Below are 23,075 nucleotides of genomic sequence, written 5' to 3'. Positions count from 1 at the left end.
CATAACGCCGTAAGCCAATCCCGGCAGGCGGGATCACATAATATCGGCCCAGTTGAACTCCCCGCTGCTGGGAGCGGGGGCAGAAGCCGTGGGGGCCGTCGATTGCACAGACGGGGCAGGCTGGTTAGTGCGGGGGGATGCGGGAACAGAAGGCTGCGGCTCCGCAGCCTTCTGTTCTTCCTTTTTGCGCCGATGCGCCTCCCCCGCGGTGTCCTTGGCCATGATCTTCTTGGGGTCAAAGGAATCCATGAACTCCTCATCCCCATCAAAAAGCGCCTTGGTGATCGCCGCGCGCGGTCCCATCCGCTGCCATTTGGCCACCTCGGAGATGGGTTTGCGGAACTCCTCGAACTCCTCCCCCAGGTCACCATTGAGTTCTGCCTTGGCATTGTTAATGGCTTTGCGTGCGGCGTAAATCGCGGCTCGCACATCTTGAATAAGCCCCGGCATTCGCTCGGGGCCGATCACGATGAGTCCCAGCAGGAATATCGTAAAGACCTCTGGCCATCCAATGCTTGAAAACACAATATAACCTTAGATGTCAGCGCAAACCCGTATTTTTACGCACGGTTCGTACCAGTACTTCTAATTTATCGAGCATCGTCTCGGGGCGCGGAGTGGGCACAGCTTCGGCCCCCGGCCCTGCCCCGCAGGCTCCCTTCGCAATATCGTGCAGCTTGCTCAGCAATTCGCTGGGCGCGCGCACCTCCGCGGTCCAATTGGCCTGGTGCAGGGCCTCAGCGGCGGAACGCTGGCGGTGCACCTCGCCTCGGCATTCCCCGCAGTGCACCAGATGAACGCGAGCCCTGTGCAAAGCTGTGGCGCATAATTCGCCATCGACAAAACCCGCTACGACCTCGGGATTGAGGTGATCCACGGAGGCAAATACCTTGGGGCGGCGCTTCTTATGCGCAGCTCCCCCAGGGTATCCCCGCTCGTGTGTATCAAAGCTCATGGTGCCCCACGCTACTCCTTTATGCGCGGTTAGCGCCCGGCGCTGGGGAGGAGCAGGCGGGCGTCCTCGCTGCCCTCGGCCGCGCTTTCCAGGCTGGCGCGCAGTTGGGAACGTCCGCGGTGAATACGGGAACGCACAGTACCCATCTTCACGCCCAGGGTGTCGGCTATTTCTTCGTAGCTCATTCCCACCACGTCACAGAGCACCACGGCCACGCGGAAGTCCGGAGCGAGTTGATCCAGAGCCTCCTGGAGCACGGGGTTGAGGTGGTTGACGTGGTAGGCCTGTTCTGGAGTCATATCCGTGCCCGGTACCCGCTCATAGTCCTCCGGCAGGGCCTCCATGCGGATCTTGTTGCGGTGACGCACCATATCCAGGAAGAGGTTGGTGGTGATGCGATGCAGCCAGCCGCGGAAGGTTCCCGGCTGGTAGTGCTTGAGGGAGCGGAATACGCGCATGAAGGTCTCTTGGGTGAGGTCCTCGGCGTCGTGCTGGTCACCGCTGAGGCGATAGGCCAGGCGGTAAACGCTATCGGCGTGCTCGGCCACGAGTTCGCCCCAGGAGGGCATATCCCCGGTGCCGGCATCGAACGCGGCGGTGCCCGTCAGTACCTCGGATTCATCCTGATAGTCGGTGCTGAGCGTGGCTGACTCATCGCGTCCTTGCGTCATCATGGTGACCATTGTGCCAAGCGCTTCTCCCAAAGACCATACAAGCCCCGTAGAGATTTCTGTGAGCCACAGAGCGTGCCTTTATCCCCCTCACCCTCCTCTGCGTCCTACACTAAGAAACCGTGACTGAAACAGCCTTCGATTCCCTGCGTGATTACATCAATTCCCTGCCTGCTACCCAGGAGGAGGGACCGCAAGCGAGCGTCGATAAGGCGATTGCCGCCGCGCGGCGCGATGCCGAGGAATACGGGCTCACCGCCCCCGATCACCTCACCGGAATGGTGCTGAGCGCCCTTACCGCCGCCAGTAGCAGCACCAAGTCCGCCGGGGCCATAGCGCTAACCCCTGCCCTCGCGGTGGTGGGGCTTTATCTGCTGCGCGGTATGCCTCAGCAGGGCACAGTGACCTGCATTGATCCCGAGGCCGAGCACCAGCGCCAGGCTAAGGAGGCCTTCCGCGCCGCGGGCTTTGCTCCGTCGAGGGGACGCTTTTTGCCCTCGCGCCCCCTCGACGTGCTTTCCCGCATGGCCCCGGAAAGCTACCAGCTGGTCTATGCGGAGGTAGAGCCCGTGGAACTGCGCGCAGTTATCGACGCCACCTGGCCCCTTCTCGTCCCCGGAGGCACGCTGGTGCTTGCCGACGCCCTCCTGGACGCCACCGTGGCCGATACCTCCCGCAAGGATCAGGCCACCGCCGCAGCCCGCGCCGCACAGGAGCATCTGCTCACGTTCGGAGAGAAAGCCGTGATCTCTCATCTTCCCTTTGGAGCCGGAACAACGCTGGTCACACGCCTTTCTTAAACTTTTCTTTAAGGCCCGTGCAGGAAGGTTCGCGCGTGACTATCCTCGGGCGGCATGGGAACGGAAAAACATTTTCCCGCGCAACGGCACACCATCTTCCAAAACTCTTTGATGACCGCCCTGCTTGACGGCATTTACGATGGCGAAATGACCGTGGGGGAACTCCTCGGTCATGGCAATTTTGGAATAGGCACCTTTGATGCCCTCGATGGTGAAATGATCGTGCTTGATGGCGTGTGCTATCAGGTACGCGGAGATGGCAGCGCCCAGCGCGCTACTTTAGATCAGCTCTCCCCTTTTACCGTGATGACCAATTTCGTGCCGCATATCCGCGATACTCCCCCACCTGGGCTACGCCGCACCGAACTCGCGGACTTTATTGATGAGCTTCAGCCCAGCGAAAACTACATGTATGCCGTGCGCATCACCGGGAGATTTAGCGACGTCACCGTGCGCACCGTGACCAAGCAGGCCAAGCCCTACCGCCCCATGGTGGAGGCCACCGGCGACGACGCCGAACTGCATTTTCGTGATATTGAGGGAACACTCGGGGGATTTCGCACCCCGGTATATGAAAAGGGCATAGGGGTTCCCGGCTGCCACGTTCATTTCCTCGATACTGAACGCAGCAAAGGCGGGCATGTCTTAGATTTCACGCTGGAATCCGGGATCGTGGAATTATGCCCCGGCACTGACCTTTCCCTCCGGCTTCCCCTCACCACCGATTTCTCCCGAGCGGCACTCGCGCCCGAGGACTTAGACCGCCAAATCCACACCACCGAGATAAAGAACTAAGCACCGAAAGGCCCCACTATGAGCAATACCGAATATTACCGCCCCGAACTTCACCTCACCGCCGAGGTGGGCGTGCTGGACGCCCCCGCAGCCGTCCTGCTTGATGGCGATACCTGGCATGTTTTTCACCAGTACCGCCCCGATCCGGCGGCACCGGCGCGCTGGGGGCACCAGTTCTCCGAGGACACCCCCTACGAATGGGAGGAATGTGATGACGTGCTCGCGCCCTCGGCAGAGGAAGCAAAAGTGCGCGCTGGTTCTATCGCGGCAATGGAAAACGGCCTGCACCTCTACTTCACCTCCGTGACCTCGCAGACCGATTCCGAGCAGAGCACGCAGATTCACCTCGCCCACATTGATAACCTCCCGGCCACCACGGCCGATCTTTCCGAGGACCCCCTGGCCCTTGATCCCCAGGTGGAGCGCCTGGGTGCGGTGGTCACCGATGAGACGGGCGCGGAAGCCGGAATTAATAACTTCCGCTCCCCCTGCGTGGTTCCCGATTGGGTGACTCACGAGGACCGCGACGAGGGCCACGCGGGGTGGCTCATGCTCGCCGTCACCGGTTCTATGGAGCGCCCCGGCCTCGCCATGCTGCACTCGGACGATGGCCGCACGTGGCAGCTCCAAGGTGCGCTGCGCTTTGAGGGAAACACGGGCATTGATCCGGCAGCTAATATCGTCTCCCCCCGGATTCTGCGCCTGCGCGATGAGGTGGATGGAGAGATTCACGATGTGCTCTTGGTAACCGTGGAACACGAGGGCGTGGACATATCCGGCTATCTGGTGGGTCAACTGCACCAAGCGGTGTTCACCGTGAGTTCCCCCTTCCGCCGTATTGATTACGGGCACGACTTCACCCGTCCCCGCAACACCACCTTCACCCCCGGCACCATGGCGGAAGAAGAACGCTTTGATCGCGCCGCCCTCGTGGGCCAGCTCAACGGCATAGGCCGCCTCGACGATCCCGCCAAACACCTCAGCCTCACCGCCGAGGGCTGGGCCAATGCGATGTCGATACCGCGCGTGACCACCTTGCAGGGCGGCGTACTCTTCCAAACCCCCGCCGCCGGGCTCGTGGAGCAGATCACCCACACCCACAGCGCGCAGTCGTGGACCGGATTGTGCGAGGTTCCCGAGGGCTCCGAGATCACCGTGGAGCTTCTCGACGCCGCGGGCAACCTCGCCACCCGCGTCTCCCACCGGGGTTCCACCCTGGTGCTTGACCGCTCCATGAATCCGCACCACCAGGGCGATCGCCCCGCCAGCGCCGACCTGGCCGAGGGAGATTCCGATTCCCTCACGATCATCGTGGACGGCTCCACCGTGGAAGTCTTTGCCGATGGTGGAGCCGTTTCTATGGCCAGCCGGGTGTACTTTGAGGGCGGCTGCTCGGAGATTCGCGTGAGCGAATCCGGGCAAGCCAGCGTGGAGCGTTCCTTCCGCCGCTCGGCGGGTTCCCTGGACACCTCCCGGCTGCCCGACTGGGCGGAAGAAGAACTCGACGCCGAGTTTTAGGCAGGCTAAGCGCGGCCCAGCCGCGTGATGGTGGCCCTCGCCGTAACCGTCATGGTGGGCGGCAGGGCCTGGATACGCCGCTGCAATTCGGTGGGTTCGATGTGCCGCGCCGAGGGGCTCATCCCTATCTGCGCGGCAATGGAATCTTGATCCAGATTCATGGGGAACTCGATGGTACGAGGCTGACCCACCAAGGCGAGGTGCCCCGAGGCCTGCTCGATGAGGCGATCCACGTTGCCCTTCTCGACGTCGATAATGCCCAGGGGTTCGCGCAATTCCGCAAGGTGACCGGTATCAGCGGTGAGCACCACTACCTCGCCGCGCTCGGTGAGCACGCGAGCAAACTCCTCGGCATTACGGGGAGCGAAAATCACGGTGATGGCGTCCACCGAGGCATCGCGCAGCGGCAAGCGCGACCACGCATCGGCCACCACGGCCCCCACGCGTGGGTGGCACTTAGCCAGATGTCGCGCGGCGGGGATGGAAACGTCCAGGCCCACGCCGCGCGAACCCAGCACCGTATCGAGGGTGTGGGAGAGATAGTAGCCGGTGCCCGCGCCGATCTCGCAGATCACCGGCTCGGCCTCATCGGGCACCTGGGCCTCATCGAGAACATCACCGACGGTATGCGTCACCGCCTCCACGAAAGGAGCGAAATGCCCCCGGCTCAGGAAGGTCTCGCGGTTGCGAATCATCTCCACATCGTCGCCGGAGTGTCGCAACCCCGATCCCCCGGCGAGGGTCACATACCCCTGCTTGGCGATGTCATAGCTATGTCCCGATTCCGAAACCAAGCGGCGGAACTCATCCACCCCGCTCAGCGCGGTGCCGTCGATAGGATCGGCCAAAACGTCAATGACATCGTGAAGCATGGGGCGACTACTCCTATCAACGATCGTGGGTGATTCTTCCCACAGGATATACGGTGACCTTAGTTGCCGGATTCAGCGGCCTGGCTAAGCAGCTCTCCGAGCTCCGAGGCTTCCTCGTGCGTCATCTCCACCACAAGCCTTCCGCCACCATCGGAGGGAATACGCATCACGATCTTGCGATTTTCCACTACGGCTTCCATCGGGCCCCCGCCAGTGCGGGGCTTCATCGCTGCCATTTCACCAGGCTCCTTGCAGATTTCTACAGATACTCTTCACAAGCCTAGTCATTTTTGCCCGCAGCGTGCCGGGCCACCTGGGCTTCTAGGGCCTCGATACGCTGCCACAACTCCACAATCACCGCATCCACCTGATCGGGACGATACCCCCTAAGCACCAGCTCAAAGCGCACATCGTCAAGCTCACCCCGGGCCAATGCCTCCGCATTGTGTTCCTGCACACGCAGGCTCTCCTCCATCGGCGCATCCACCTCAGCGCGCCCAAAGATCCTGCCCCAGGCCCACGTGCCCACCACCACCAAGGCGCAGAGCACGAGGATGAGCAGTATCCACATCACAAAAACCATTCGGCGCTCCTTATTCCGGCTTCACCATAGTAGAAAGGGGCGGGCGCTGTGCCACCTCCACGCCGGGAACCCCAGCGCGGGAAAGAATGGTGGCGGCCACCATGCGGGCCATCGGCCCCAGTTCCGAAAGAGGGCGGTTACGGTGGCTCCGGGTTCCCAAATCCACCTGGGCGATAGCTGCGGGACCGTAACGCTGGGCGACGTCGATAAGCAACCCCGATTCCACCCCGTAACCCTCCACGAAGGGCAGGCTCAACGCGGTGCTGCGCCGCAGGGCATACTCGCCGCCGAGGGGCTGGTGTATTCCATCGAGTTCGGGAAAGAGTGCGCTCAGCAGGGGCTTCGCGGTGAGCTCGGTGACTCTCCCGCCGGCCCCGGGCCGCCCCTGAAAGGTACGCACATAATCGGCCTTGACCATATGCACCCCCTCATCGCCAAACGGAGCGCTCAGAGCCCTCACCATGCCCGGCGCGGTGGCGGTGAGGTCGGCGTCGAGAAATACCACCACCTCCCCGCACGCGGCAGCCACCCCGCGCCACAGCGACTCCCCCTTGCCCGGCGCGGGTTTCACCTGGGGAAGCACCTCGCGCCAATTCACCACCTGTGCTCCGGCGGCGCGGGCCTCGGCGGCGGTCTCGTCCTGCGAATCTGCGTCGATCACCAGCACTTCCAGGGGGCGATCCGCCGCAGCATCGCGCACCACCTGCCCTACCGTGGATTCCTCATTGAGCGCCGGAATCACCACGCTGACCTGCTCTATCGGGATCACGCCAGCCCCCGGATAGTGGAGAGGGGCGCCATTTTCCCTTCAATGGCCGCGATCATGCGCACCACGTCAAGGGTCTGAGCCACCTCGTGCACCCGGAAAGCCGCCACTCCCCGCTGTGCAGCCCAGGCCGTCGCGGCAAGCGTGCCCGCCACCCGCTCGCGCACGGGGCGATCCAGAGTTTCTCCCACAAAGTCCTTGTTAGATAGCGCCATGAGCACCGGCCAACCGGTAGCCACCAATTCATCTACTCGGCGCAGCAATTCCAGGCCGTGAAAAGAATTTTTACCGAAGTCGTGAGTGGGGTCGAGGAAAATCTTGCCCTCCGGTACCCCGCACGCCACCGCGCGTTCGGCCAACGCCGTGGTCTCCTCAATCACATCCGCCACCACATCGTCGTAGTGCACCCGGTGCGGGCGGGTGCGCGGAGTCATGCCGCCCGTATGCGAGCACACATAGCCCACACGGTGATGCCCGGCCACCTCCACCAACTCGGGGTCCGCCCCCGCCCAGGTGTCGTTCACTAGTCCCGCGCCGGCCGTGATGGATTCCTGTGCCACCTCAGCTCGCCAGGTATCCACGGAGATCAAGGCCTCAGGATGACGTCGGTGTAGTTCCTCGATCACCGGAACCACGCGGCGTATCTCCTCCTGGGCATCCACCTGTGGTCCGGGACCCGCCTTGACCCCTCCCACGTCAATGATGGAAGCCCCCTCGGCCAGCATCTCCTCGGCGCGGGCGAGGGCTTCCTCATGGCGATACGTGGCGCCCTTGTCATAAAAGGAATCGGGGGTGCAATTCACGATGGCCATGACCGCAGGCAACGCAGGATTCATGCCCGTTAATCTACCGCTGCCTCGTGTCTGCTCTTTCACTTTCCTCCCTGTCGAGGGGTGCTGCCGCTCAAAGACGTATCGCCACTCGCACGTGTGCTGTCTCCCAGAGGCATATTGTCACCCAGCACCTTCCGGTGCACGGAGCGAATGTGGCTGACGGCCTCTTCCACGGAATCGGTGACGAAGAAGAGATCGGCGTCCTGCGGCGATACCATCTTTTCTTCCACCAGGCGCTCCCTAATCCACTGGATAAGCCCGCCCCAATACTCGGTGCCCATGAGCACAATGGGGTAATTGCTCATCTTGCCGGTCTGCACCATGCACAGCACCTCGAAGAGTTCGTCCAACGTACCCATGCCACCCGGTAGGCACACGAAGCCCTGGGAGTACTTCAGGAACATCACCTTGCGGACGAAGAAATAGCGGAAGTTTAATCCCACGTCCACGTACTCGTTGAGGCGCTGCTCATGGGGAAGCTCAATGCCCAGGCCCACGGATAATCCGCCCGCCTGTTGTGCTCCCTTATTAGGGGCCTCCATGAGTCCCGGCCCGCCCCCGGTCATCACCGCGTACTGAGCCTTCACCAGAGCTTGGCCCAATTCCACACCCAGGGAGTAGTAGGGGTGGTCGGCGGGAACGCGCGCGGAGCCAAAGACACTCACGGCGGGAGGAAGATCGGCCAGAGCATCAAAGCCAGAAACAAACTCCGACTGAATACGCAGAATGCGCCAGGGGTCCGCGTGCATCCAATCGTGATCGGCGCGCAGCTCTAGAAGCCGCTGATCGTAGGTGGATTCTTGATTCCCCGAGGAACGCACCAATAAGGGGCCGCGCAATGTTCTCTTTTGCCGATCCCGCTGATCCTGCCGCACTTCTTCCGTATTTTCTGCCATGCCATCCGAACCTAGCCGATGAACCACGTCTGCGCTCTTCTCGTTCACTTTCCGCTCTTCCACTAAGCCCTGCTTTTCCGCTACGCCTCGGCCCTAGGCCTCACGCCTAAGCCGCTCCTCTACGCCTCGCCCCGGAGATAACGGTGGAGCGCCTGGGATACCTCAGTGATCTGCTCTACCGGACACTGCTCATCCTTCTTGTGGGCAAAGCCGGGGTCACCGCAGCCGAAGTTCACGGCGGGGATACCCAATTGCCCAAAGCGGGACACATCGGTCCAGCCGTACTTGGCCCGCACCTCGCCGCCCACGGCCTCCACCAGCGCTCGTGCTGCGGGAACGCTCAAACCGGGGGCCGCCGGGGCCGCCACATCGTCTACCTCGTAGCTGAGGTGTTCTTCTTCCTCAATATCCAGCACCCCTAGGAGATGTTCTAGGGCCTCATCGCAGGTGCGGTCGGGCGCAAAGCGAAAGTTCACAAAGAACCATGCTTCATCGGGGATCGTATTATTAGCCACCCCGGCCTCCATGCGCACCACATTCAGGCCCTCTCGATATACGCAGCCATCCATCTCCACGGCCTCGCGCGGACTGTATTGCGCCACGCGCTCTATCACCGGGCTGAGGCGATGAATGGCGTTGGCCCCCAGCCAGGCCCGCGCGGAGTGGGCGCGGGTACCCGTGGCCTTTACTTTCAGGCGAATAGAGCCCTGGCAGCCCGCCTCGATCACGCCACCGGAGGGCTCCCCTAGCAAGGCGACATCCCCGCGCAGCCACTCCGGGTGTTCCTTTTCGATATGGCCCAGCCCGTTAAACTCCGTGGCTACCTCCTCGCCCTCATAAGCGATAAAGGTGAGATCGTGGCGCAGGTCGGGGGAATCCGCAAGCGAAGCAAAAGCCTGAGCATAGACCGCCAGGCCGGACTTCATATCCACCGTTCCACAGCCAAAGAGGGTATCGCGGCCTTCCCCATCCTTGCCGCGGGTATGCGGAACATTATCGGCCAGGGGAACCGTATCGAGATGGCCGGCAAGAATGACACGGGAGCCCAATCCCCGCTGGGTGCGGGCAAGCACATTGTTGTTATATCGCAGCACCTCCACCTCGGCAGGGAGGGTAGCGCGCAGGGAGGCCTCCAGGGCGTCGGCAATAGCCTCCTCATGGTGCGATGGGCTGGCAATATCGACGAACGCGGCAGTCAGCTCGATGGGGTCGCCGGTGAGGTCAAGCACGGGAGAAGTGTTCATGCCCTCCGAGCGTAGAGGGTGGGTGGGACACGGGGGTACCCGGTGTGGAATGGTCCCGGGGCGGTTATACAGTTTTATCCATGTCCACCTTGACCGACACAGGATTAGGCCACGGCCTGCGTACCCGGCATCTGACCATGATGGGGTTGGGTTCCGCGATCGGCGCGGGCCTCTTCCTGGGCACCGGCGTGGGAATCCGGGCCGCAGGCCCCGCGGTGCTCATCGCCTACCTCATCACCGGAATCATCACCGTGCTCATCATGCGCATGCTCGGAGAAATGGTGGCGGCACGCCCCTCGGCTGGCACCTTCTCCGACTACGCCGAGCAGGCCTTTGGCCGCTGGGCGGGATTTAGCGTGGGGTGGCTTTATTGGTTCATGATGGTGATGATTATGGGCGCGGAAATGACGGGCGCGGCGGCCATTATGGCCTCGTGGTTTGGGGTGAGTCCTTGGCTGCCAGCCCTGATTTGCGTGGTTATTCTCGCGGCCGTCAATCTGCTTTCCGTGCGTGGTTTCGGGGAGTTCGAATTCTGGTTTGCCTTTATCAAGGTGGCGGTGATTATCGCCTTCCTGGTCATCGGTGGGCTGCTCATTTTTGGCCTGCTGCCCGGCCACGAGTTCGTGGGTACGCAGCACTTCCTGGGTGAGCACGGCTTTATGCCAAACGGTTGGTCTGGGGTGGCGGCGGGCCTGCTTGCCGTGGCCTTTGCCTTCGGCGGCATTGAAATGGTGACCATCGCTGCGGCGGAATCGGAGGACCCGCAGCGCTCGATCACCACGGCGGTCAATTCCGTTATTTGGCGGATTGGCATTTTCTATATCGGTTCGGTTTTGGTTATCGCCTTTTTACTTCCCTACGCCACGATGGGCGGGGCCGATTCCGCCGCCGAATCCCCCTACACCCTGGTATTGGAACAGGCTCAGATTCCCGGCGTGGTGGGATTTATGGAGGCCGTTATTGTGGTGGCGCTGCTTTCTGCCTTTAATGCACAACTCTACGGTTCTTCTCGCTTGTGTTATTCCCTGGCCCTGCGTGGCGACGCCCCCGCGATCTTCGCCCGCACCAGCGATAACCAGGTGCCCACCGCCGCCCTTTTGCTCTCGGTTTTCTTCGCCTTTGCCTCGGTGGGATTGCAGTGGTGGAACCCCACCGGCCTGCTCGATTTCCTGCTGAGCGCCGTGGGCGGCTGCCTCGTGGTGATCTGGGTATCCATCATCGCCTCCTATCTGCGCTTGCATCCCCGCCTAGTGCGCTCCGGGGAAATAGGGCAGGTGCGCATGTGGGGCTATCCCTGGGCCGCCTGGGGCACCCTAATCGCGGTCGGCGCCATCGTTGCGCTCATGCTTGCCGACGCCGCCGCACGCACGCAGATCTACGCCGTACTGGTGATCTGCGCCATTATTTTGGCGATAGCATTCATCACGCGCCGACCAGCTACATTAAACGGAACAGAACGTTCACAGCATAAGGATCACTGATGACCAATCAGAGCGACGAAACTCAGCTAGGCAGCGGATTAAAAACCCGCCACCTCACGATGATGGGCCTTGGCTCCGCCATCGGCGCGGGCCTCTTCCTGGGCACCGGCGTGGGGATTCGCAGCGCCGGCCCCTCGGTGCTGCTCGCCTACCTCATCGCGGGTGGCGTGGTGCTGGCGGTGATGTACATGCTCGGTGAGATGGCCGCCGCCCGCCCCGCCCCCGGTTCCTTTGCCACCTACGCCCGCGCGGCCTTTGGCCCCTGGGCGGGGTTCACCCTGGGCTGGCTCTTCTGGTTCATGATGATTATGGTGCTCGGCGCGGAGATGACCGGCGCCGCCTCCATCATGGCCTCCTGGTTTGGCGTAGACCCCTGGATACCCGCCCTGGTGTGCGTCACCTTTTTTGCCGTGGTCAATCTGGCTAAGGTGAGCGGCTTTGGCGAGTTCGAGTTCTGGTTCTCCTTCATCAAGGTCAGCGTGATTATCCTCTTCCTGGTCCTGGGAACGCTACTCATCTTCGGGTTATTGCCCGGCCATGAGTTTGTGGGTACTGAGAACTTCCTCGGCGAGGGCGGTTTTATGCCCAACGGTATTCCGGGCCTGGCCGCTGGTCTTTTGGCCGTGGCCTTTGCCTTCGGCGGCATTGAGATCGTCACCATTGCGGCGGCAGAATCGGAAAATCCGCAGGATTCCATCAAAACCGCCATTCGCTCTACCCTCTGGCGCATTGGCCTGTTCTACCTCGGCTCCGTTTTGGTAATTACCTTCCTGCTCCCCGCCTCTCAGATTCAAGGGGCGGAAACAGCCGCGGAATCTCCGTTTACCCAGGTGCTCAAGATCGCTGATATTCCCGGCGTGGTGGGCTTCATGGAAGCCGTGATCGTGGTCTCCCTCCTTTCCGCCTTTAATGCCCAGATTTACGCCAGCTCCCGCATGGCTTATTCCCTTTCCGTGGAGGGCAATGCCCCGGCTTTCCTGGGCAAGCTGAATAAGGAAAACGTGCCCTTTAATGCGGTGCTGCTCTCTATGGTCTTTGCCTTTGCCTCGGTGGGATTGCAATGGTGGAATCCCACTGGCTTGCTTGACTTCCTCTTGAACGCCGTGGGCGGCATTCTCATCGTCATTTGGATTATGGTGGCCGCCAGCTACCTCAAACTCCACCCAGAGCTGGAACGCAATGGGGAAATCACCACCGTGCGCGTATGGGGCTATCCCTGGATCGGTTGGGCCACCATTGCCGCACTCTTGGCTTTCGTGGCGCTCATGCTTTTCGACGCCGGCTCGCGCTCGCAGATCTTCTCCGTGCTCATCGTCATGGCGGTGCTCATTGCCCTATCCTTCATCACCAAACCCCGCCCCTCTCAGGTAGGTTCAAAATCATGACTTCTGCATCAGCTCAAGGAATAACAACCCTCACCCACGACGGCACCGTCCTCGACGTCTGGTTCCCCGCACCTCAGCTCCACGACACCCCTTTGACCGCGGGAACCGACCGTCTTGACGAGGCCCCGGCCCATCTCGCGCCCCTCACCGGGCCGGACGAGGACCGCGGCGTGGCTCGCGTGGCGGTAGAAACGCGCATCGCCTCCTTAGATGAGGCCCCCGCCGATGCTTACGACGCCTACCTGCGCCTTCACCTGCTCTCGCACCGCCTGGTACGCCCCCACGGGCAAAACATGGATGGTATCTTCGGCCTGCTCGCCAACGTGGTGTGGACTAATTACGGCCCCTGCACCCCGGCCGATTTCCAGATGGTGCGCGCCCGCCTGGCCACGCGCGGCCCGGTGACGGTCTACTCCGTGGATAAGTTCCCACGCATGGTGGACTATGTGGTTCCCACCGGCGTTCGCATTGGCGACGCCGACCGCGTGCGCCTCGGTGCCCACCTTGCGGAGGGCACCACCGTCATGCACGAGGGCTTCGTGAACTTCAACGCCGGCACGCTGGGTAACTCAATGGTGGAGGGCCGTATCTCCGCCGGTGTCGTGGTGGGCAATGGCTCCGACGTGGGCGGCGGCGCTTCCATCATGGGTACCCTTTCCGGCGGCGGCAAAGAGGTTATCTCCATCGGTGAGCGCTGCCTGCTGGGAGCTAATGCCGGCGTGGGTATCTCCCTGGGTGATGATTGCGTGGTGGAAGCCGGCCTGTACGTTACGGCGGGTACCAAGGTATCCGTTTTTGGCACGGTGGCCCAGGCTGCTGGTGTCGATGAGGGCACCACGGTGAAGGCCTCCACTCTCTCGGGTGCCTCCGGTATTCTCTTCCGCCGCAACTCCGTTTCCGGCTCCGTGGAGGCCACCCCCTACACCTCCTCGGTAACCCTCAACGAGGCCCTACACGCCAACTAGTCTTTTCACTCCACCCCCGTGGGTGCCCCGGTCAACAACCAGGGCACCCACTTTAAGCATCAGTAGCTTTACGCATCGTCCAGCTAAAGTCTGCGCCGGGTGAAGTTTCTACCCCCTCAGGATAAACTCCATGCACCAAGTGCATAGAGTCGTACCTCTCTCCCTGTTCATCAACGCAAACCTGAATAAATAGGATAGCGATTGATTCCTTGGGCTTCACATTATCTTCAGCCCAAGAAATAACCTCCATAATGCCCGTGGCATGAGAGCACTTATATCTTCTCGTTGAGAATCTAGATTCCAGATCATCAGATTCTTCTTCCTTCCAGAAAGTAACGCAATATTCAGGATTTTTAAGCTCCCCTGATACATCATTTTCCGGCGTCAGAATAGCCGAGTTGATATAATCTTTCACGTCCATCACATTCCTCCTATATTAGCTAGAACAAACATAGAAACAGATAGCTCTCACTAGACAGTATCATTTATATTCATAGCACACATGACAAATCCTTACCGCGTAGTCTGTGGGTTTTTTCCTACAATATTAAGCATGCTCTAGAAACATGCCACAGAGTTCCAACATCCGCCATCAACCGTGCAAAATAAATACACCGCCCTGTCTGGACAAAAGAATGATGCAGGTTTAGGCGATAGAAGACATCACGCATCCCCACAGGCCATAAAACCCGCCGCAACCACGACACCGAGCCACCACGTTGCACAAGGGTCAATGTCCCCTAAACCTAATCTGCCGCCTTCAGCACAACGTGCCACCCCCCCTTCCGCCGCAACTCCGTTTCCGGCTCCGTGGAGGCCACCCCCTACACCTCCTCGGTGACCCTCAACGAGGCCCTACACGCCAACTAGCCTTTCCACTCCACCCCCGTGGGTGCCCTGGTCGTTGACCAGGGCACCCACTTTTTTACCCCAGACCACTAGACAAGATGTAAATTATTCTTTACACTTTGCCATGTAAGCATCCCAAAGGAGCCCTATGCCAGAAGTTCCCCCCAACATGGTGCGCAAGTACCGCCGATGGAACGAACTTTCCCAGGCCGAACTCGCCCAGCGGGTTCAGGTGTCACGGCAGACCATCGCCAACATCGAAAAGGGAAACTACTCCCCCTCGGTTCACCTTGCCCTCGCTATCTGTCACGAACTCAACCAAACCGTTGAAAGCGTCTTTGGCGCGAATCAAGAGGAGACCCCCGCATGAGTTACGCAGACTACGTTATAAAACGCACTAACCGGCTTGTCGATGACGAGTTCGAGCAAGCCATGCTCCATAAGTCCTCCACCGTGGCCCTGGCCTATAACGATTGGTTTTGCATCGTCCTCGGTGTCATTTTCGCTTGGGTTTTACCTGGGGCCTATTCTCTCTTGGCCTGTATCATTCTTCTCATTCCGCTTACGCTGCCCCGCCTCATCGGCGTCTATTGGATGCGGCGCACCGTTCCGATTCCTCGATACTCCACACAATCACCACCGGAGTTCATTCTCTCTGTCCTTCTCATGGTGTGCATGGGCGTGGGTATATTCCACAATATTGGCTGGCCCAGCGATCCCTTCGCTTTCACACCTTTCATCGGCGGACTCGGTGGCGCCTACTACGGTTACAAGCGCTCCGAGAAGAGGCGCGAAGAAGATCGAAAACGCCTGGATAAAGAGCTCGATTCCGAGAGTCAATAAGGAGACCCCCACTATGAGTTACGCAGACTACGCCATTAAACGCACTAACCGGCTTGTCGATGACGAGTTCGAGCAAGCCATGCTCCACAAATCTTCTACCGTCGCAGTGGCCTATAACGATTGGCTCAGTCTCCTTATCGCGGCCGTCTTGGCCTGGGTCCTGCCCGGCTACTATTCCCTTCTTTGTGCTCTCCCCCTCTTCGCTTCTAGTTTCGCTCAGCTCGCCGGTATCCGGTGGCTGCGCAGAACGGTGGCGATACCGTGTGCCCACACAAGATCTCTGCCGGAATTACTCATAGCGGCTCCACTCTGCATTATCGCAACCGTCGGCATGGCCTATAAGTTGCACCTCCTCGGCGAGTCCATCATCACTCTACTCATTGGAGGCCTAACGGGATTGATCTTTACTATGTACCATTACGGCACCAAACAATCAGAAAAGCGCCGGCGGAAAGATCGCCAGCGCCTAGATAAAAAGCTCGATTCCGAGGATTAACCCTGCCCCACGGGTTCCTGTTCTAACACCACGCGGTGCCCGCGCTGGCGGCCAAAGGTCCATAGTTTATTCACCACAAAGTTCACCGGCATGGCCACTAAGGTGGAAATAATAGTTGCCCAGTAGAACTTGGTACGCAGCCCGGAAGAATCATCGAGAATATCCGAGGGCAGCGCGATGGGTGAGGTGGGATTCATCAGGAAAGTAGCCACCACGGTGCTCACCGCAAAGGCTCCCAGGCCGGTAAAGAGGAAGGGGAAGAAGTCCCGCAGCCAACTGCGCGTGCTCATACCCTTGAACGTCCACATGCGGTTGAGCTGGTAATTCCAGGTATTAGCCACCAGGAAGGCTATCACCATGAATACGTGGTACCAGCGAATGTGAAACTGCGTGCCCAGGAGATTCAAAAATGGATCGTCCACGGAGATACCCGCCGTCCACCCGGCGATCTTCTTGGATAAAACGGCCACGGCAAAGTTCACTATGGTGCCGGAGCCACCGATGAGGCCAAAAGTGAGGAACTGTCGAAAATTGCGTGAAAGACTTTCACGGGAAAGACCACGGTTCACTATGTTCAGCCCTCACTAGAATACGGATACCTCAAGGGCTTTACTTTACTTGCCGCAGTGCTATGCGCCTAACCTGGCGGTGGCGGCGTCGATACGCTCATCGGTGGCGGTCAGGGAGATTCGCACATGCTTGCCCCCTGAGGGGCCATAGAAGGAACCGGGGGCCACGAGGATGCCGCGCTCGGCAAACCATTCGACGGTATCCCAGCAGTCCTCCCCGCGAGTGGCCCAGAGATAAAGCCCGGCCTCGGAGTGCTCGATCGTGAAACCGGCCTCGGTGACCGCCCGCAGCAGCGTGGCGCGGCGGGCGGCGTAGCGCATCTTTTGCACCTGCTCCTGGGTGTCCTCCTCCAAGGCGGCCCGCAGGGCAGACTGGATAGGGTACGGCACCATGAGTCCGGCGTGCTTGCGCACCAAGGTGAGTTCTGCAATAAGCCCACTATCGCCCGCAAAGAAACCCGCACGGTATCCGGCCAGGTTGGAGGTCTTAGAAAGCGAATGAATAACCAGCAGATTGCTGTGGTCGCCTCCACAGACCTCGGGGTGCAGCAAAGAGAGCGGACGGCGCTCGTCGTCCCAGCCTAGGCCGAGGTAGCACTCGTCGGAGGCGACGATTACGTCGCGCTCGCGGGCCCATTCCACCACCTTGCGCAGGTGTTCCACCCCGAGCACCCTGCCGGAAGGGTTGGAGGGGGAATTGAGGAAGATCAGGCCCGGCCTCTGCGGGCCTAGTGCCACGGTGGAGTCGGTGCGCAGCACCTCGCAGCCCGCCAGGCGTGCGCCCACCTCGTAGGTGGGATAGGCCAGTTCCGGGATCACCACGGTGTCGCCCTTGCCCAGCCCGAGGGTGGTGGGCAGCCAGGCGATAGCCTCCTTGGTGCCCACCACGGGGAGCACGGAGTTCTCCCCTAGCTCGGTGATCCCGTAGCGGCGAGCGCTCGATTCGATGATCGCGCGCCGCAGTTCCGGGGTGCCGACGGTCTGGGGATAACCCGGATAGGCTGCCGCCTCCGCCAAGGCCAATTGGATACCCGGCGCCACCTCATCCACGGGGGAACCCACGGATAGATTGACGATTCCCTCGGGGTGCTCGGCCGCGCGCTTCTTGGCGGGGGCGAGCGAGTCCCAGGGGAAATCGGGCAGCGTATCTCCCAGCGGAGTGCGGGTCATGGCGGGCCTTCTCTCAAGCGGATTAGTCGGTGTTTTGCGGCGGAAGGGCGGCGATCAGCGGGGCGTCGAAGTCCTGCGGTCCCAGTTTTTGTGCCCCGCCCGGAGAGCCGAGGTCATCAAAAAAGGCCGCATTGGCATCGTTGTAGTCCAACCACTCATCGGGCACATCGTCCTCGTAGAAGATGGCCTCCACCGGGCAGGCGGGCTCGCAGGCACCGCAATCGACGCACTCATCGGGGTGAATGTACAGGGAGCGCTTGCCCTCATAGATGCAATCCACCGGGCACTCCTCCACGCAGGCGCGGTCCATGACATCCACACAGGGCTGTGCGATTGTATAAGTCATCGTGTATCGGGAACTCCATTTACGGGAAATCACGCGCGGTAGCGCAGTGACACCGCATAGTATGTCATTTTCTTATCACCAGCGGCCAACCGCCTCCGATCATTCCCGCGATGAGCAGCGCAACGCTGCGAATATTATTGCCCACCAGCTGATCCCCCGTTACCGCTACCCACATGGTGAGCACCACGTATCCCATCAACCAGGTCCACAGGGGAATACCGGCCAGGCCCGCGTGGCGGGTCCACAACAGGGCCGTGCGGCTGAGCACGCGGTTGAACAGGAAGGCCACCACGATCATGTAGGGGAAGGGGATCTTCGTGCCACCGGGCAGGGTAATCCAGGTACCCAGGTACACCACCTCCAACAACACGGAGATCAGCGCCGCAATAGCCAGCCACAACAGGCCCAGAGCCGCCTCCCCTTTGGAGAAATCGGTGCGGGTAAGGGGCTTATCGACGCCCTCTTGCTCACTCACCGGCAGCCTCCTCCCACCAGCGCACATCGCCCAGCAGCGCCGAGCCCTCCCCCACCTGATAGTGCTCCTTCCAGGTCAGCGGCTGCGCGATGAGGTTAGACAGGGCAAAGACCTGGGCGGCGGGGCCCGGATGGCGCAGCGTGGCATAGGCGGCCTGCGGGTTGGTGGCGCTCACGGAGCCATCGGCCAGCCATAGTTGGGTGGCGTGGGCACGAATGGCGGCAGCCTTGGCCGCCATCTCCCCCACCGTCATGTGGACAGCCAGGTCGGCCTGCGGCACGCAGGCGATCTCCCCGGACTGGGCCGCTCGCCACCCGGCGGGAATATGCTCGATGGCCTCCAAGCCCGCTTGCAATTCCGATTCCAAGGTCACCGCCCACAGGATTCCAGCCACGGGCACCTGCCGGGCTGCCGCGTGAGTAATCTCGTGTGCCCGAATATGATCCGGGTGACCATAACCACCATCGGGGCCGTAGGTAATCAGGAGGTCGGGGTGAATCTCCTCCAGTATCTCCACGAGGTCAGTAACGGCTGTTTCTCCCGAGGAGGCAAAGGCCGGTGGGTGCTTAGCCGCGGGCGTGCCCGCCATGCCGGAATCCCGGTACTTCCCCGGCGCGCCCAGGAAACGGCCGCACACTCCCAAGGCGTCCAGGGAGGCGCGCAGCTCCCCGATGCGGAAACCGCCGAGTTGATCCGCGTGATCGGCCACCAAGTTCGCGTAGGGGTTCCCGATCACCTCGCCCTCCTCCCCGAGCGTGCAGGTGACCACGGTCACCTCTGCGCCCAGGCGAGCGAGGCGGGCCAGGGCGCCACCGGTCCAAATCGCCTCATCATCGGGGTGGGCGTGCACCGCCACCACGCGCTTTCCCATGAGATTCATCGGGTTCCTCCTCATCGCTTCTTCCATTGCGCCGCCGTGGCAAGGCCCTGCCACTGCTCGGGGTTCTCGGGCAGGCCCTCTACTTCCGGCCCGGCCACCATCAGCCGAGTTTCCCGCAGGAGCGGCAGGCTGAGGTGTTCGGTTTCCTCCACCTCGTTGAGAACCGAGGGGTCGGCCTGGCCCGCCAGCACCTCCCCGATCAGCCCCTGGGTGGGCAGGGAACAATAACCAGAAAGATTGCTGCTCCGCGCCGTCGTTTCCGAACAGCTATAGCGCCCGGCCGCCTCGATAGAATCCGGCTCAGCGCCGCGCCAGGACACCACGGCATCCACCTCCCCGGCACCAAGGCCCTCGCCGGTGACCTGCTCTACGTCGCTGGGCACCACCTGCGCGACCACCCCGGCCCCACTGAGGCTATCCACGATGGCCCGCACCGCCGCCGAGGCCTCGCTATCGGCGGGATCGGCGGCAATGCGCAGCGGTTGGGCGTTCGTTCCCTCACGTAGGGTATTTAGGGCCTCCTCGGTGGCCTGCTCAGCGCTGCTCTCCGGCACCTCTAGGTTGACGCTGCGCCCGGCCGCCAGGCGGGCGATAGCGGGGACGTCGATAAGCGAAAGAAGGGCCGCGCGCGCAGACGGCTCCCCCAGCGCCGCGGAATCCACGGAGAGGGTCAGCGCTAGTTCCCGGCCGGTGCTCACGACGCGCTGGCGGCTCTGCGGCACCAGTCCGAAGGCCTGCTCGGAGGTCTCTGCGGGGGTAATGTCCAGGTAGCTGAGCTGGCGGCTACGCAGTTGATCGGTGCCCTCGGTGGTGCCGCGCACGGAGCGGAAGAGCAGGAGTTCCGTCACCGCCGGGCTACTCCCCCAAAAGCGATCGTTACGGCTTAATTCCACGGTGCCGCGCGCGCGATCCACCTTGCGCACCATATACCGCCCCGCGGAGGCCGGGATTCCCTCGCGCATCCCCTGGTTAAAGCCCACATTCTGCATCAGGTGTGCGGGCAGCAGATGCCTAAAGAGGCTGCGCCACTGGGCCACGGGCTGAGCAAAGTCCACCTCCACCGTCTTGCCGCCGCCACTGGTGCGGACGTCGGCAATGGCGCGGTATCCCGCCTCCCCACGCACGCCGGGGGTATCGCGCAGGGATTCCCAGAGATACACAAAATCGTTGCCGCTCACCGGGGTGCCATCGGACCACTGCGCCTCCGGGGTGAGCACGTAGCGCACCGTCTGCACCACCTGCGGATTGGGCGGGTCCACCGGCTCGGCGGAAACCAACAGATCGGCATTGAGTTCTTCCCCGTTAAATGCCGAGGGCAGCACCAAATCGGCCAGGGAATCCACAAAGGCCGTGGAATCCGCCAGCAGGTGCGGGTTAAAGCCATTGCGCAGCGGATCAATGCCCATTGCTAGCGACGTCCGCTCCGGTTCCTCGCGCGCGGAGCGCTGGGCCGCCGAGGTCGTGGTCGGCGCAGCGCTTTGCGTGGGGGCCTCCTCCACCGGAGGCGGGGCGGGCTGAGCCGAGCAGCCCGCAACGATGCAGGCCGCTACCACGGTGGAAAGGGCAGCGAGGCCGGCGCGGTGGCGGCCTGCACGCCCTAGATTCTTCACGGGGTTCACGCAGAACAAGGGTAGTGCACAGCGGGGCGTGAGCGCCGCAACTTACTTGTTGCGGGCCTTCTCGCGGGAACGGGCACGGGCACGCTCGGTGGCATTGAGCACCACCTTGCGCACGCGCAGGACGTCGGGGGTGACCTCCACGCACTCATCGCCGCCACAGAACTCCATCGCCTCATCCAGGGAGAGGGTGCGGGCCTTGGCCAGCGTCACGGTGGCGTCCGCCGTGGCGGAGCGCATATTCGTGAGTTTCTTCTCCTTGGTGATGTTGATGTCCATATCCTCATCACGGTTATTGGCGCCCACGACCATGCCCTCGTAGGTCTCGGCACCCGGCTCCACAAAGAAATCGCCACGATCGGCCAGCTGCGTCAAGGCGTAGGCCGTGACCTGACCGGAGCGGTCCGCCACCAGGGAGCCATTGGGGCGATCCTTGATCTCCCCCGCCCACAGGTCCATGCCATCGGAGTAGGAGTTAGCGATGCCGGTGCCGCGCGTTTCCGTCATAAAGGTGGTGCGGAAGCCGATGAGACCACGGGCCGGAACGCGGTATTCCATGCGAATCCAATCGGAACCCGGCGTGGTATCCATCGCCTGCATCTGACCCTTGCGCGCGGCCATGAGCTGCGTCACCGCGCCCTGGTGCTCGGAAGGAATGTCGATGACCATGATCTCGTAGGGCTCGTAGAGCTTCCCGTCGATGGTCTGCGTGACCACCTGGGGCTTGCCCACGGTGAGCTCAAAGCCCTCGCGGCGCATCGTCTCCACCAGCACGGAAAGCGCCATCTCGCCGCGGCCCTGCACCTCCCAGGCGTCGGGGCGCTCGGTGGGCAGCACGCGGATAGACACGTTACCGATGAGCTCCTGGTCTAGGCGCGCCTTCACCAGGCGGGCGGTGAGCTTATCGCCGCCACCGCGGCCGGCCATCGGGGAGGTATTCACACCGATGGTCATGGAGATAGCCGGCTCGTCCACGGTGATGCGCGGCAGGGCCACCGGGTTTTCCAGGTCCGCCAGGGTATCGCCAATCATGATCTCGTCAATGCCGGAGACCGCCGCGATGTCACCGGCCACCACCTCATCGGTGGGAACGCGGTTCACGCCCTCGGTGCGCAGCAGCTCGGCAATCTTGACGTCCTTGGTGTGCTGGTTGCCCTCCTCGTCGTAGTGAATCCAGGCCACGTGCTGGCCCTTCTTCAAGGTGCCGGAGTGGATGCGCACCAGGCCGATGCGGCCCAGGAAGGAGGAAGAATCCAGGTTGGTCACGTGCGCCTGCAAGGGGCCGTCGAGCGTGGCGGTGGGCTCGGGCAGCACCTCGTAGATGACGTCAAAGAGCGGCTGCAAATCCGGGGAATCGGGCACATTGCCATCGCCGGGGTTATTGGTAGAGGCCTTGCCCTCGCGGCCGGAGGCGTACAGCACCGGCAGGTCGAGCAACTGCTCCGCGGCCTCGGCGGCCTCGGGGTCATCCAGGCTAGAGGCCAGCTCCAGCAGCAGATCCTGGGACTCCTCCACCACGGCGTCGATACGCGCATCAGGGCGGTCGGTCTTGTTCACCAGGATAATCACCGGCATCTTGGCGGCCAGGGCCTTGCCCAGCACGAAGCGGGTCTGCGGCAGCGGCCCCTCGGAGGCATCCACCAGCAGCACCACGCCGTCCACCATCGACAGCGCGCGCTCCACCTCGCCACCGAAATCCGCGTGGCCGGGGGTGTCGATCACGTTAATGATGAGGTCATTGCCGTCCTTGCCCAGGCCCTTGCGGCGGATGGCGGTGTTCTTGGCCAGGATGGTAATGCCCTTTTCCTTTTCCAAGTCACCGGAGTCCATCACGCGGTCGGCCACCTCCTCGTGGTCGCCAAAAACGCCGGATTGCTCCAGCATGGCGTTAACAAGGGTGGTCTTGCCGTGGTCCACGTGCGCGACGATGGCGACGTTACGGAACTCTGGGTGGCTCACTACGGGGGTACTCCTAGCACAGTGCGGGGATATAAGAACTGATGAAAGGTTACTCCGTGCGCGGCAGCGGTGCACGTTGGCTTATGTATGGCTTATCGACGCCCCCGC

27 protein-coding genes are annotated in these 23,075 nt (G+C 61.9%); 9 read left to right on the top strand and 18 right to left on the bottom strand.

What is annotated here, in order from left to right; translation table 11 throughout:
• Positions 1-33 precede the first annotated feature (33 nt).
• From tatB to sigE, 3 genes are read right to left on the bottom strand one after another with little or no spacing between them, the layout of a single operon-like run.
• A complete protein-coding gene (tatB, locus tag Clow_RS05925; protein WP_055177732.1) occupies positions 34-525 on the bottom strand; it encodes a Sec-independent protein translocase subunit TatB in 492 nt (163 codons plus the stop codon).
• A gap of 16 nt (positions 526-541) precedes the next feature.
• A complete protein-coding gene (locus Clow_RS05920; protein WP_245625715.1) occupies positions 542-955 on the bottom strand; it encodes an anti-sigma factor family protein in 414 nt (137 codons plus the stop codon).
• A gap of 29 nt (positions 956-984) precedes the next feature.
• Positions 985-1,626 carry an RNA polymerase sigma factor SigE gene (gene sigE / locus Clow_RS05915; protein ID WP_370871889.1) on the bottom strand — a complete coding sequence of 214 codons (642 nt, stop codon included), beginning with the start codon at positions 1,624-1,626 and terminating at the stop codon, positions 985-987.
• A 122-nt stretch (positions 1,627-1,748) separates the two neighbouring features.
• Between sigE and Clow_RS05910 the strand changes: the two genes are divergently transcribed.
• From Clow_RS05910 to Clow_RS05900, 3 genes are read left to right on the top strand one after another with little or no spacing between them, the layout of a single operon-like run.
• Positions 1,749-2,426 (top strand): O-methyltransferase, encoded by a 678-nt coding sequence (locus tag Clow_RS05910; RefSeq protein WP_082418565.1) that lies wholly within the window; start codon positions 1,749-1,751, stop codon positions 2,424-2,426.
• 54 nt (positions 2,427-2,480) lie between these two features.
• A complete protein-coding gene (gene budA / locus Clow_RS05905) occupies positions 2,481-3,221 on the top strand; it encodes an acetolactate decarboxylase (RefSeq protein ID WP_055177730.1) in 741 nt (246 codons plus the stop codon).
• An 18-nt stretch (positions 3,222-3,239) separates the two neighbouring features.
• Positions 3,240-4,739, top strand: coding sequence for a glycoside hydrolase family 32 protein (locus tag Clow_RS05900; protein WP_055177728.1), 1,500 nt, complete (start codon positions 3,240-3,242; stop codon positions 4,737-4,739).
• Positions 4,740-4,744: 5 nt separating this feature from the next.
• Here the strand turns inward: Clow_RS05900 and Clow_RS05895 are convergent, their stop codons facing one another.
• The 7 genes from Clow_RS05895 to dapE all read right to left on the bottom strand — a co-directional run bounded on the left by Clow_RS05895 (position 4,745) and on the right by dapE (position 9,918).
• Positions 4,745-5,611, bottom strand: a complete 867-nt coding sequence (locus Clow_RS05895; protein ID WP_055177726.1) for a methyltransferase domain-containing protein — start codon at positions 5,609-5,611, stop codon at positions 4,745-4,747.
• Positions 5,612-5,670: 59 nt separating this feature from the next.
• Positions 5,671-5,847: a DUF3117 domain-containing protein gene (locus Clow_RS11175; protein WP_069724582.1), complete on the bottom strand. Its 177-nt coding sequence runs from the start codon at positions 5,845-5,847 to the stop codon at positions 5,671-5,673.
• A gap of 44 nt (positions 5,848-5,891) precedes the next feature.
• Positions 5,892-6,194 (bottom strand): DivIVA domain-containing protein, encoded by a 303-nt coding sequence (locus tag Clow_RS05890; protein ID WP_055177724.1) that lies wholly within the window; start codon positions 6,192-6,194, stop codon positions 5,892-5,894.
• A 10-nt stretch (positions 6,195-6,204) separates the two neighbouring features.
• Complete coding sequence (locus Clow_RS05885; RefSeq protein WP_055178023.1) at positions 6,205-6,954, bottom strand: glucosyl-3-phosphoglycerate synthase; 750 nt, start codon at positions 6,952-6,954, stop codon at positions 6,205-6,207.
• Positions 6,955-6,959: 5 nt separating this feature from the next.
• Positions 6,960-7,796, bottom strand: coding sequence for a dihydropteroate synthase (gene folP, locus Clow_RS05880; protein WP_055177722.1), 837 nt, complete (start codon positions 7,794-7,796; stop codon positions 6,960-6,962).
• A gap of 35 nt (positions 7,797-7,831) precedes the next feature.
• Positions 7,832-8,689, bottom strand: coding sequence for an LOG family protein (locus Clow_RS05875; RefSeq protein WP_082418578.1), 858 nt, complete (start codon positions 8,687-8,689; stop codon positions 7,832-7,834).
• Between the two features lie 119 nt (positions 8,690-8,808).
• Complete coding sequence (gene dapE, locus Clow_RS05870; RefSeq protein ID WP_211256941.1) at positions 8,809-9,918, bottom strand: succinyl-diaminopimelate desuccinylase; 1,110 nt, start codon at positions 9,916-9,918, stop codon at positions 8,809-8,811.
• 95 nt (positions 9,919-10,013) lie between these two features.
• Here dapE and Clow_RS05865 point away from each other — a divergent pair, with 95 nt between their 5' ends.
• From Clow_RS05865 to dapD, 3 genes are read left to right on the top strand one after another with little or no spacing between them, the layout of a single operon-like run.
• Positions 10,014-11,414: an amino acid permease gene (locus tag Clow_RS05865; RefSeq protein WP_055177719.1), complete on the top strand. Its 1,401-nt coding sequence runs from the start codon at positions 10,014-10,016 to the stop codon at positions 11,412-11,414.
• Positions 11,414-12,799 carry an amino acid permease gene (locus Clow_RS05860; protein ID WP_055177715.1) on the top strand — a complete coding sequence of 462 codons (1,386 nt, stop codon included), beginning with the start codon at positions 11,414-11,416 and terminating at the stop codon, positions 12,797-12,799. The genes Clow_RS05865 and Clow_RS05860 overlap by 1 nt, the downstream gene beginning before the upstream one ends.
• Positions 12,796-13,764 carry a 2,3,4,5-tetrahydropyridine-2,6-dicarboxylate N-succinyltransferase gene (gene dapD, locus Clow_RS05855; protein WP_055177713.1) on the top strand — a complete coding sequence of 323 codons (969 nt, stop codon included), beginning with the start codon at positions 12,796-12,798 and terminating at the stop codon, positions 13,762-13,764. Before Clow_RS05860 ends, dapD begins: the two co-directional genes overlap by 4 nt.
• Before the next feature lie 52 nt (positions 13,765-13,816).
• Here the strand turns inward: dapD and Clow_RS11740 are convergent, their stop codons facing one another.
• Positions 13,817-14,188: a hypothetical protein gene (locus tag Clow_RS11740; protein ID WP_156334694.1), complete on the bottom strand. Its 372-nt coding sequence runs from the start codon at positions 14,186-14,188 to the stop codon at positions 13,817-13,819.
• Between the two features lie 573 nt (positions 14,189-14,761).
• Here Clow_RS11740 and Clow_RS05850 point away from each other — a divergent pair.
• Genes Clow_RS05850 through Clow_RS05840 form a run of 3 tightly spaced genes read left to right on the top strand, consistent with a single transcriptional unit; the run spans position 14,762 to position 15,952 of the window.
• Complete coding sequence (locus Clow_RS05850) at positions 14,762-14,983, top strand: helix-turn-helix transcriptional regulator (protein ID WP_055177711.1); 222 nt, start codon at positions 14,762-14,764, stop codon at positions 14,981-14,983.
• The gene (locus Clow_RS05845) at positions 14,980-15,456 is read left to right on the top strand and encodes a hypothetical protein (RefSeq protein ID WP_055177709.1); all 477 of its coding nucleotides are present in this window, start codon (positions 14,980-14,982) and stop codon (positions 15,454-15,456) included. Before Clow_RS05850 ends, Clow_RS05845 begins: the two co-directional genes overlap by 4 nt.
• A gap of 13 nt (positions 15,457-15,469) precedes the next feature.
• Positions 15,470-15,952 (top strand): hypothetical protein, encoded by a 483-nt coding sequence (locus Clow_RS05840; RefSeq protein ID WP_055177707.1) that lies wholly within the window; start codon positions 15,470-15,472, stop codon positions 15,950-15,952.
• Here Clow_RS05840 and Clow_RS05835 read toward each other — a convergent pair.
• The 7 genes from Clow_RS05835 to typA all read right to left on the bottom strand — a co-directional run bounded on the left by Clow_RS05835 (position 15,949) and on the right by typA (position 22,967).
• On the bottom strand, positions 15,949-16,524 hold the full coding sequence (locus Clow_RS05835) for a GtrA family protein (RefSeq protein WP_055177706.1): 576 nt from the start codon (positions 16,522-16,524) through the stop codon (positions 15,949-15,951). The two genes, Clow_RS05840 and Clow_RS05835, sit on opposite strands and share 4 nt — an antisense overlap.
• A 57-nt stretch (positions 16,525-16,581) precedes the next feature.
• Positions 16,582-17,691: a succinyldiaminopimelate transaminase gene (gene dapC, locus Clow_RS05830; protein ID WP_055177703.1), complete on the bottom strand. Its 1,110-nt coding sequence runs from the start codon at positions 17,689-17,691 to the stop codon at positions 16,582-16,584.
• Positions 17,692-17,713: 22 nt separating this feature from the next.
• Positions 17,714-18,037 carry a ferredoxin gene (gene fdxA, locus Clow_RS05825; protein ID WP_055177701.1) on the bottom strand — a complete coding sequence of 108 codons (324 nt, stop codon included), beginning with the start codon at positions 18,035-18,037 and terminating at the stop codon, positions 17,714-17,716.
• Positions 18,038-18,101: 64 nt separating this feature from the next.
• The gene (locus Clow_RS05820; protein WP_055177699.1) at positions 18,102-18,512 is read right to left on the bottom strand and encodes a hypothetical protein; all 411 of its coding nucleotides are present in this window, start codon (positions 18,510-18,512) and stop codon (positions 18,102-18,104) included.
• On the bottom strand, positions 18,505-19,392 hold the full coding sequence (gene mshB / locus Clow_RS05815; protein ID WP_055177697.1) for an N-acetyl-1-D-myo-inositol-2-amino-2-deoxy-alpha-D-glucopyranoside deacetylase: 888 nt from the start codon (positions 19,390-19,392) through the stop codon (positions 18,505-18,507). The genes Clow_RS05820 and mshB overlap by 8 nt, the downstream gene beginning before the upstream one ends.
• A gap of 11 nt (positions 19,393-19,403) precedes the next feature.
• Positions 19,404-21,011, bottom strand: a complete 1,608-nt coding sequence (locus Clow_RS05810) for an ABC transporter family substrate-binding protein (RefSeq protein WP_156334692.1) — start codon at positions 21,009-21,011, stop codon at positions 19,404-19,406.
• 42 nt (positions 21,012-21,053) lie between these two features.
• The gene (gene typA, locus Clow_RS05805) at positions 21,054-22,967 is read right to left on the bottom strand and encodes a translational GTPase TypA (RefSeq protein WP_055177695.1); all 1,914 of its coding nucleotides are present in this window, start codon (positions 22,965-22,967) and stop codon (positions 21,054-21,056) included.
• Positions 22,968-23,075 lie beyond the last annotated feature (108 nt).

Source organism: Corynebacterium lowii (assembly GCF_001412085.1).
Lineage (GTDB): Bacteria > Actinomycetota > Actinomycetes > Mycobacteriales > Mycobacteriaceae > Corynebacterium > Corynebacterium lowii.
The sequence above is the reverse complement of the archived record's forward strand: the minus strand, read 5'-3'. Positions and strand labels throughout refer to the sequence as shown.

Coding starts and splice junctions, on each gene's coding strand:
- Clow_RS05920 (WP_245625715.1), bottom strand. CDS start 955: ATGAGCTTTGATACACACGAGCGGGGATACCCTGGGGGAGCTGCGCAT.
- sigE (WP_370871889.1), bottom strand. CDS start 1,626: ATGACGCAAGGACGCGATGAGTCAGCCACGCTCAGCACCGACTATCAG.
- budA (WP_055177730.1), top strand. CDS start 2,481: ATGGGAACGGAAAAACATTTTCCCGCGCAACGGCACACCATCTTCCAA.
- Clow_RS05900 (WP_055177728.1), top strand. CDS start 3,240: ATGAGCAATACCGAATATTACCGCCCCGAACTTCACCTCACCGCCGAG.
- Clow_RS05895 (WP_055177726.1), bottom strand. CDS start 5,611: ATGCTTCACGATGTCATTGACGTTTTGGCCGATCCTATCGACGGCACC.
- Clow_RS11175 (WP_069724582.1), bottom strand. CDS start 5,847: ATGGCAGCGATGAAGCCCCGCACTGGCGGGGGCCCGATGGAAGCCGTA.
- Clow_RS05890 (WP_055177724.1), bottom strand. CDS start 6,194: ATGGTTTTTGTGATGTGGATACTGCTCATCCTCGTGCTCTGCGCCTTG.
- folP (WP_055177722.1), bottom strand. CDS start 7,796: ATGAATCCTGCGTTGCCTGCGGTCATGGCCATCGTGAATTGCACCCCC.
- Clow_RS05875 (WP_082418578.1), bottom strand. CDS start 8,689: ATGGCAGAAAATACGGAAGAAGTGCGGCAGGATCAGCGGGATCGGCAA.
- Clow_RS05865 (WP_055177719.1), top strand. CDS start 10,014: ATGTCCACCTTGACCGACACAGGATTAGGCCACGGCCTGCGTACCCGG.
- Clow_RS05860 (WP_055177715.1), top strand. CDS start 11,414: ATGACCAATCAGAGCGACGAAACTCAGCTAGGCAGCGGATTAAAAACC.
- dapD (WP_055177713.1), top strand. CDS start 12,796: ATGACTTCTGCATCAGCTCAAGGAATAACAACCCTCACCCACGACGGC.
- Clow_RS05850 (WP_055177711.1), top strand. CDS start 14,762: ATGCCAGAAGTTCCCCCCAACATGGTGCGCAAGTACCGCCGATGGAAC.
- Clow_RS05845 (WP_055177709.1), top strand. CDS start 14,980: ATGAGTTACGCAGACTACGTTATAAAACGCACTAACCGGCTTGTCGAT.
- Clow_RS05840 (WP_055177707.1), top strand. CDS start 15,470: ATGAGTTACGCAGACTACGCCATTAAACGCACTAACCGGCTTGTCGAT.
- dapC (WP_055177703.1), bottom strand. CDS start 17,691: ATGACCCGCACTCCGCTGGGAGATACGCTGCCCGATTTCCCCTGGGAC.
- fdxA (WP_055177701.1), bottom strand. CDS start 18,037: ATGACTTATACAATCGCACAGCCCTGTGTGGATGTCATGGACCGCGCC.
- mshB (WP_055177697.1), bottom strand. CDS start 19,392: ATGAATCTCATGGGAAAGCGCGTGGTGGCGGTGCACGCCCACCCCGAT.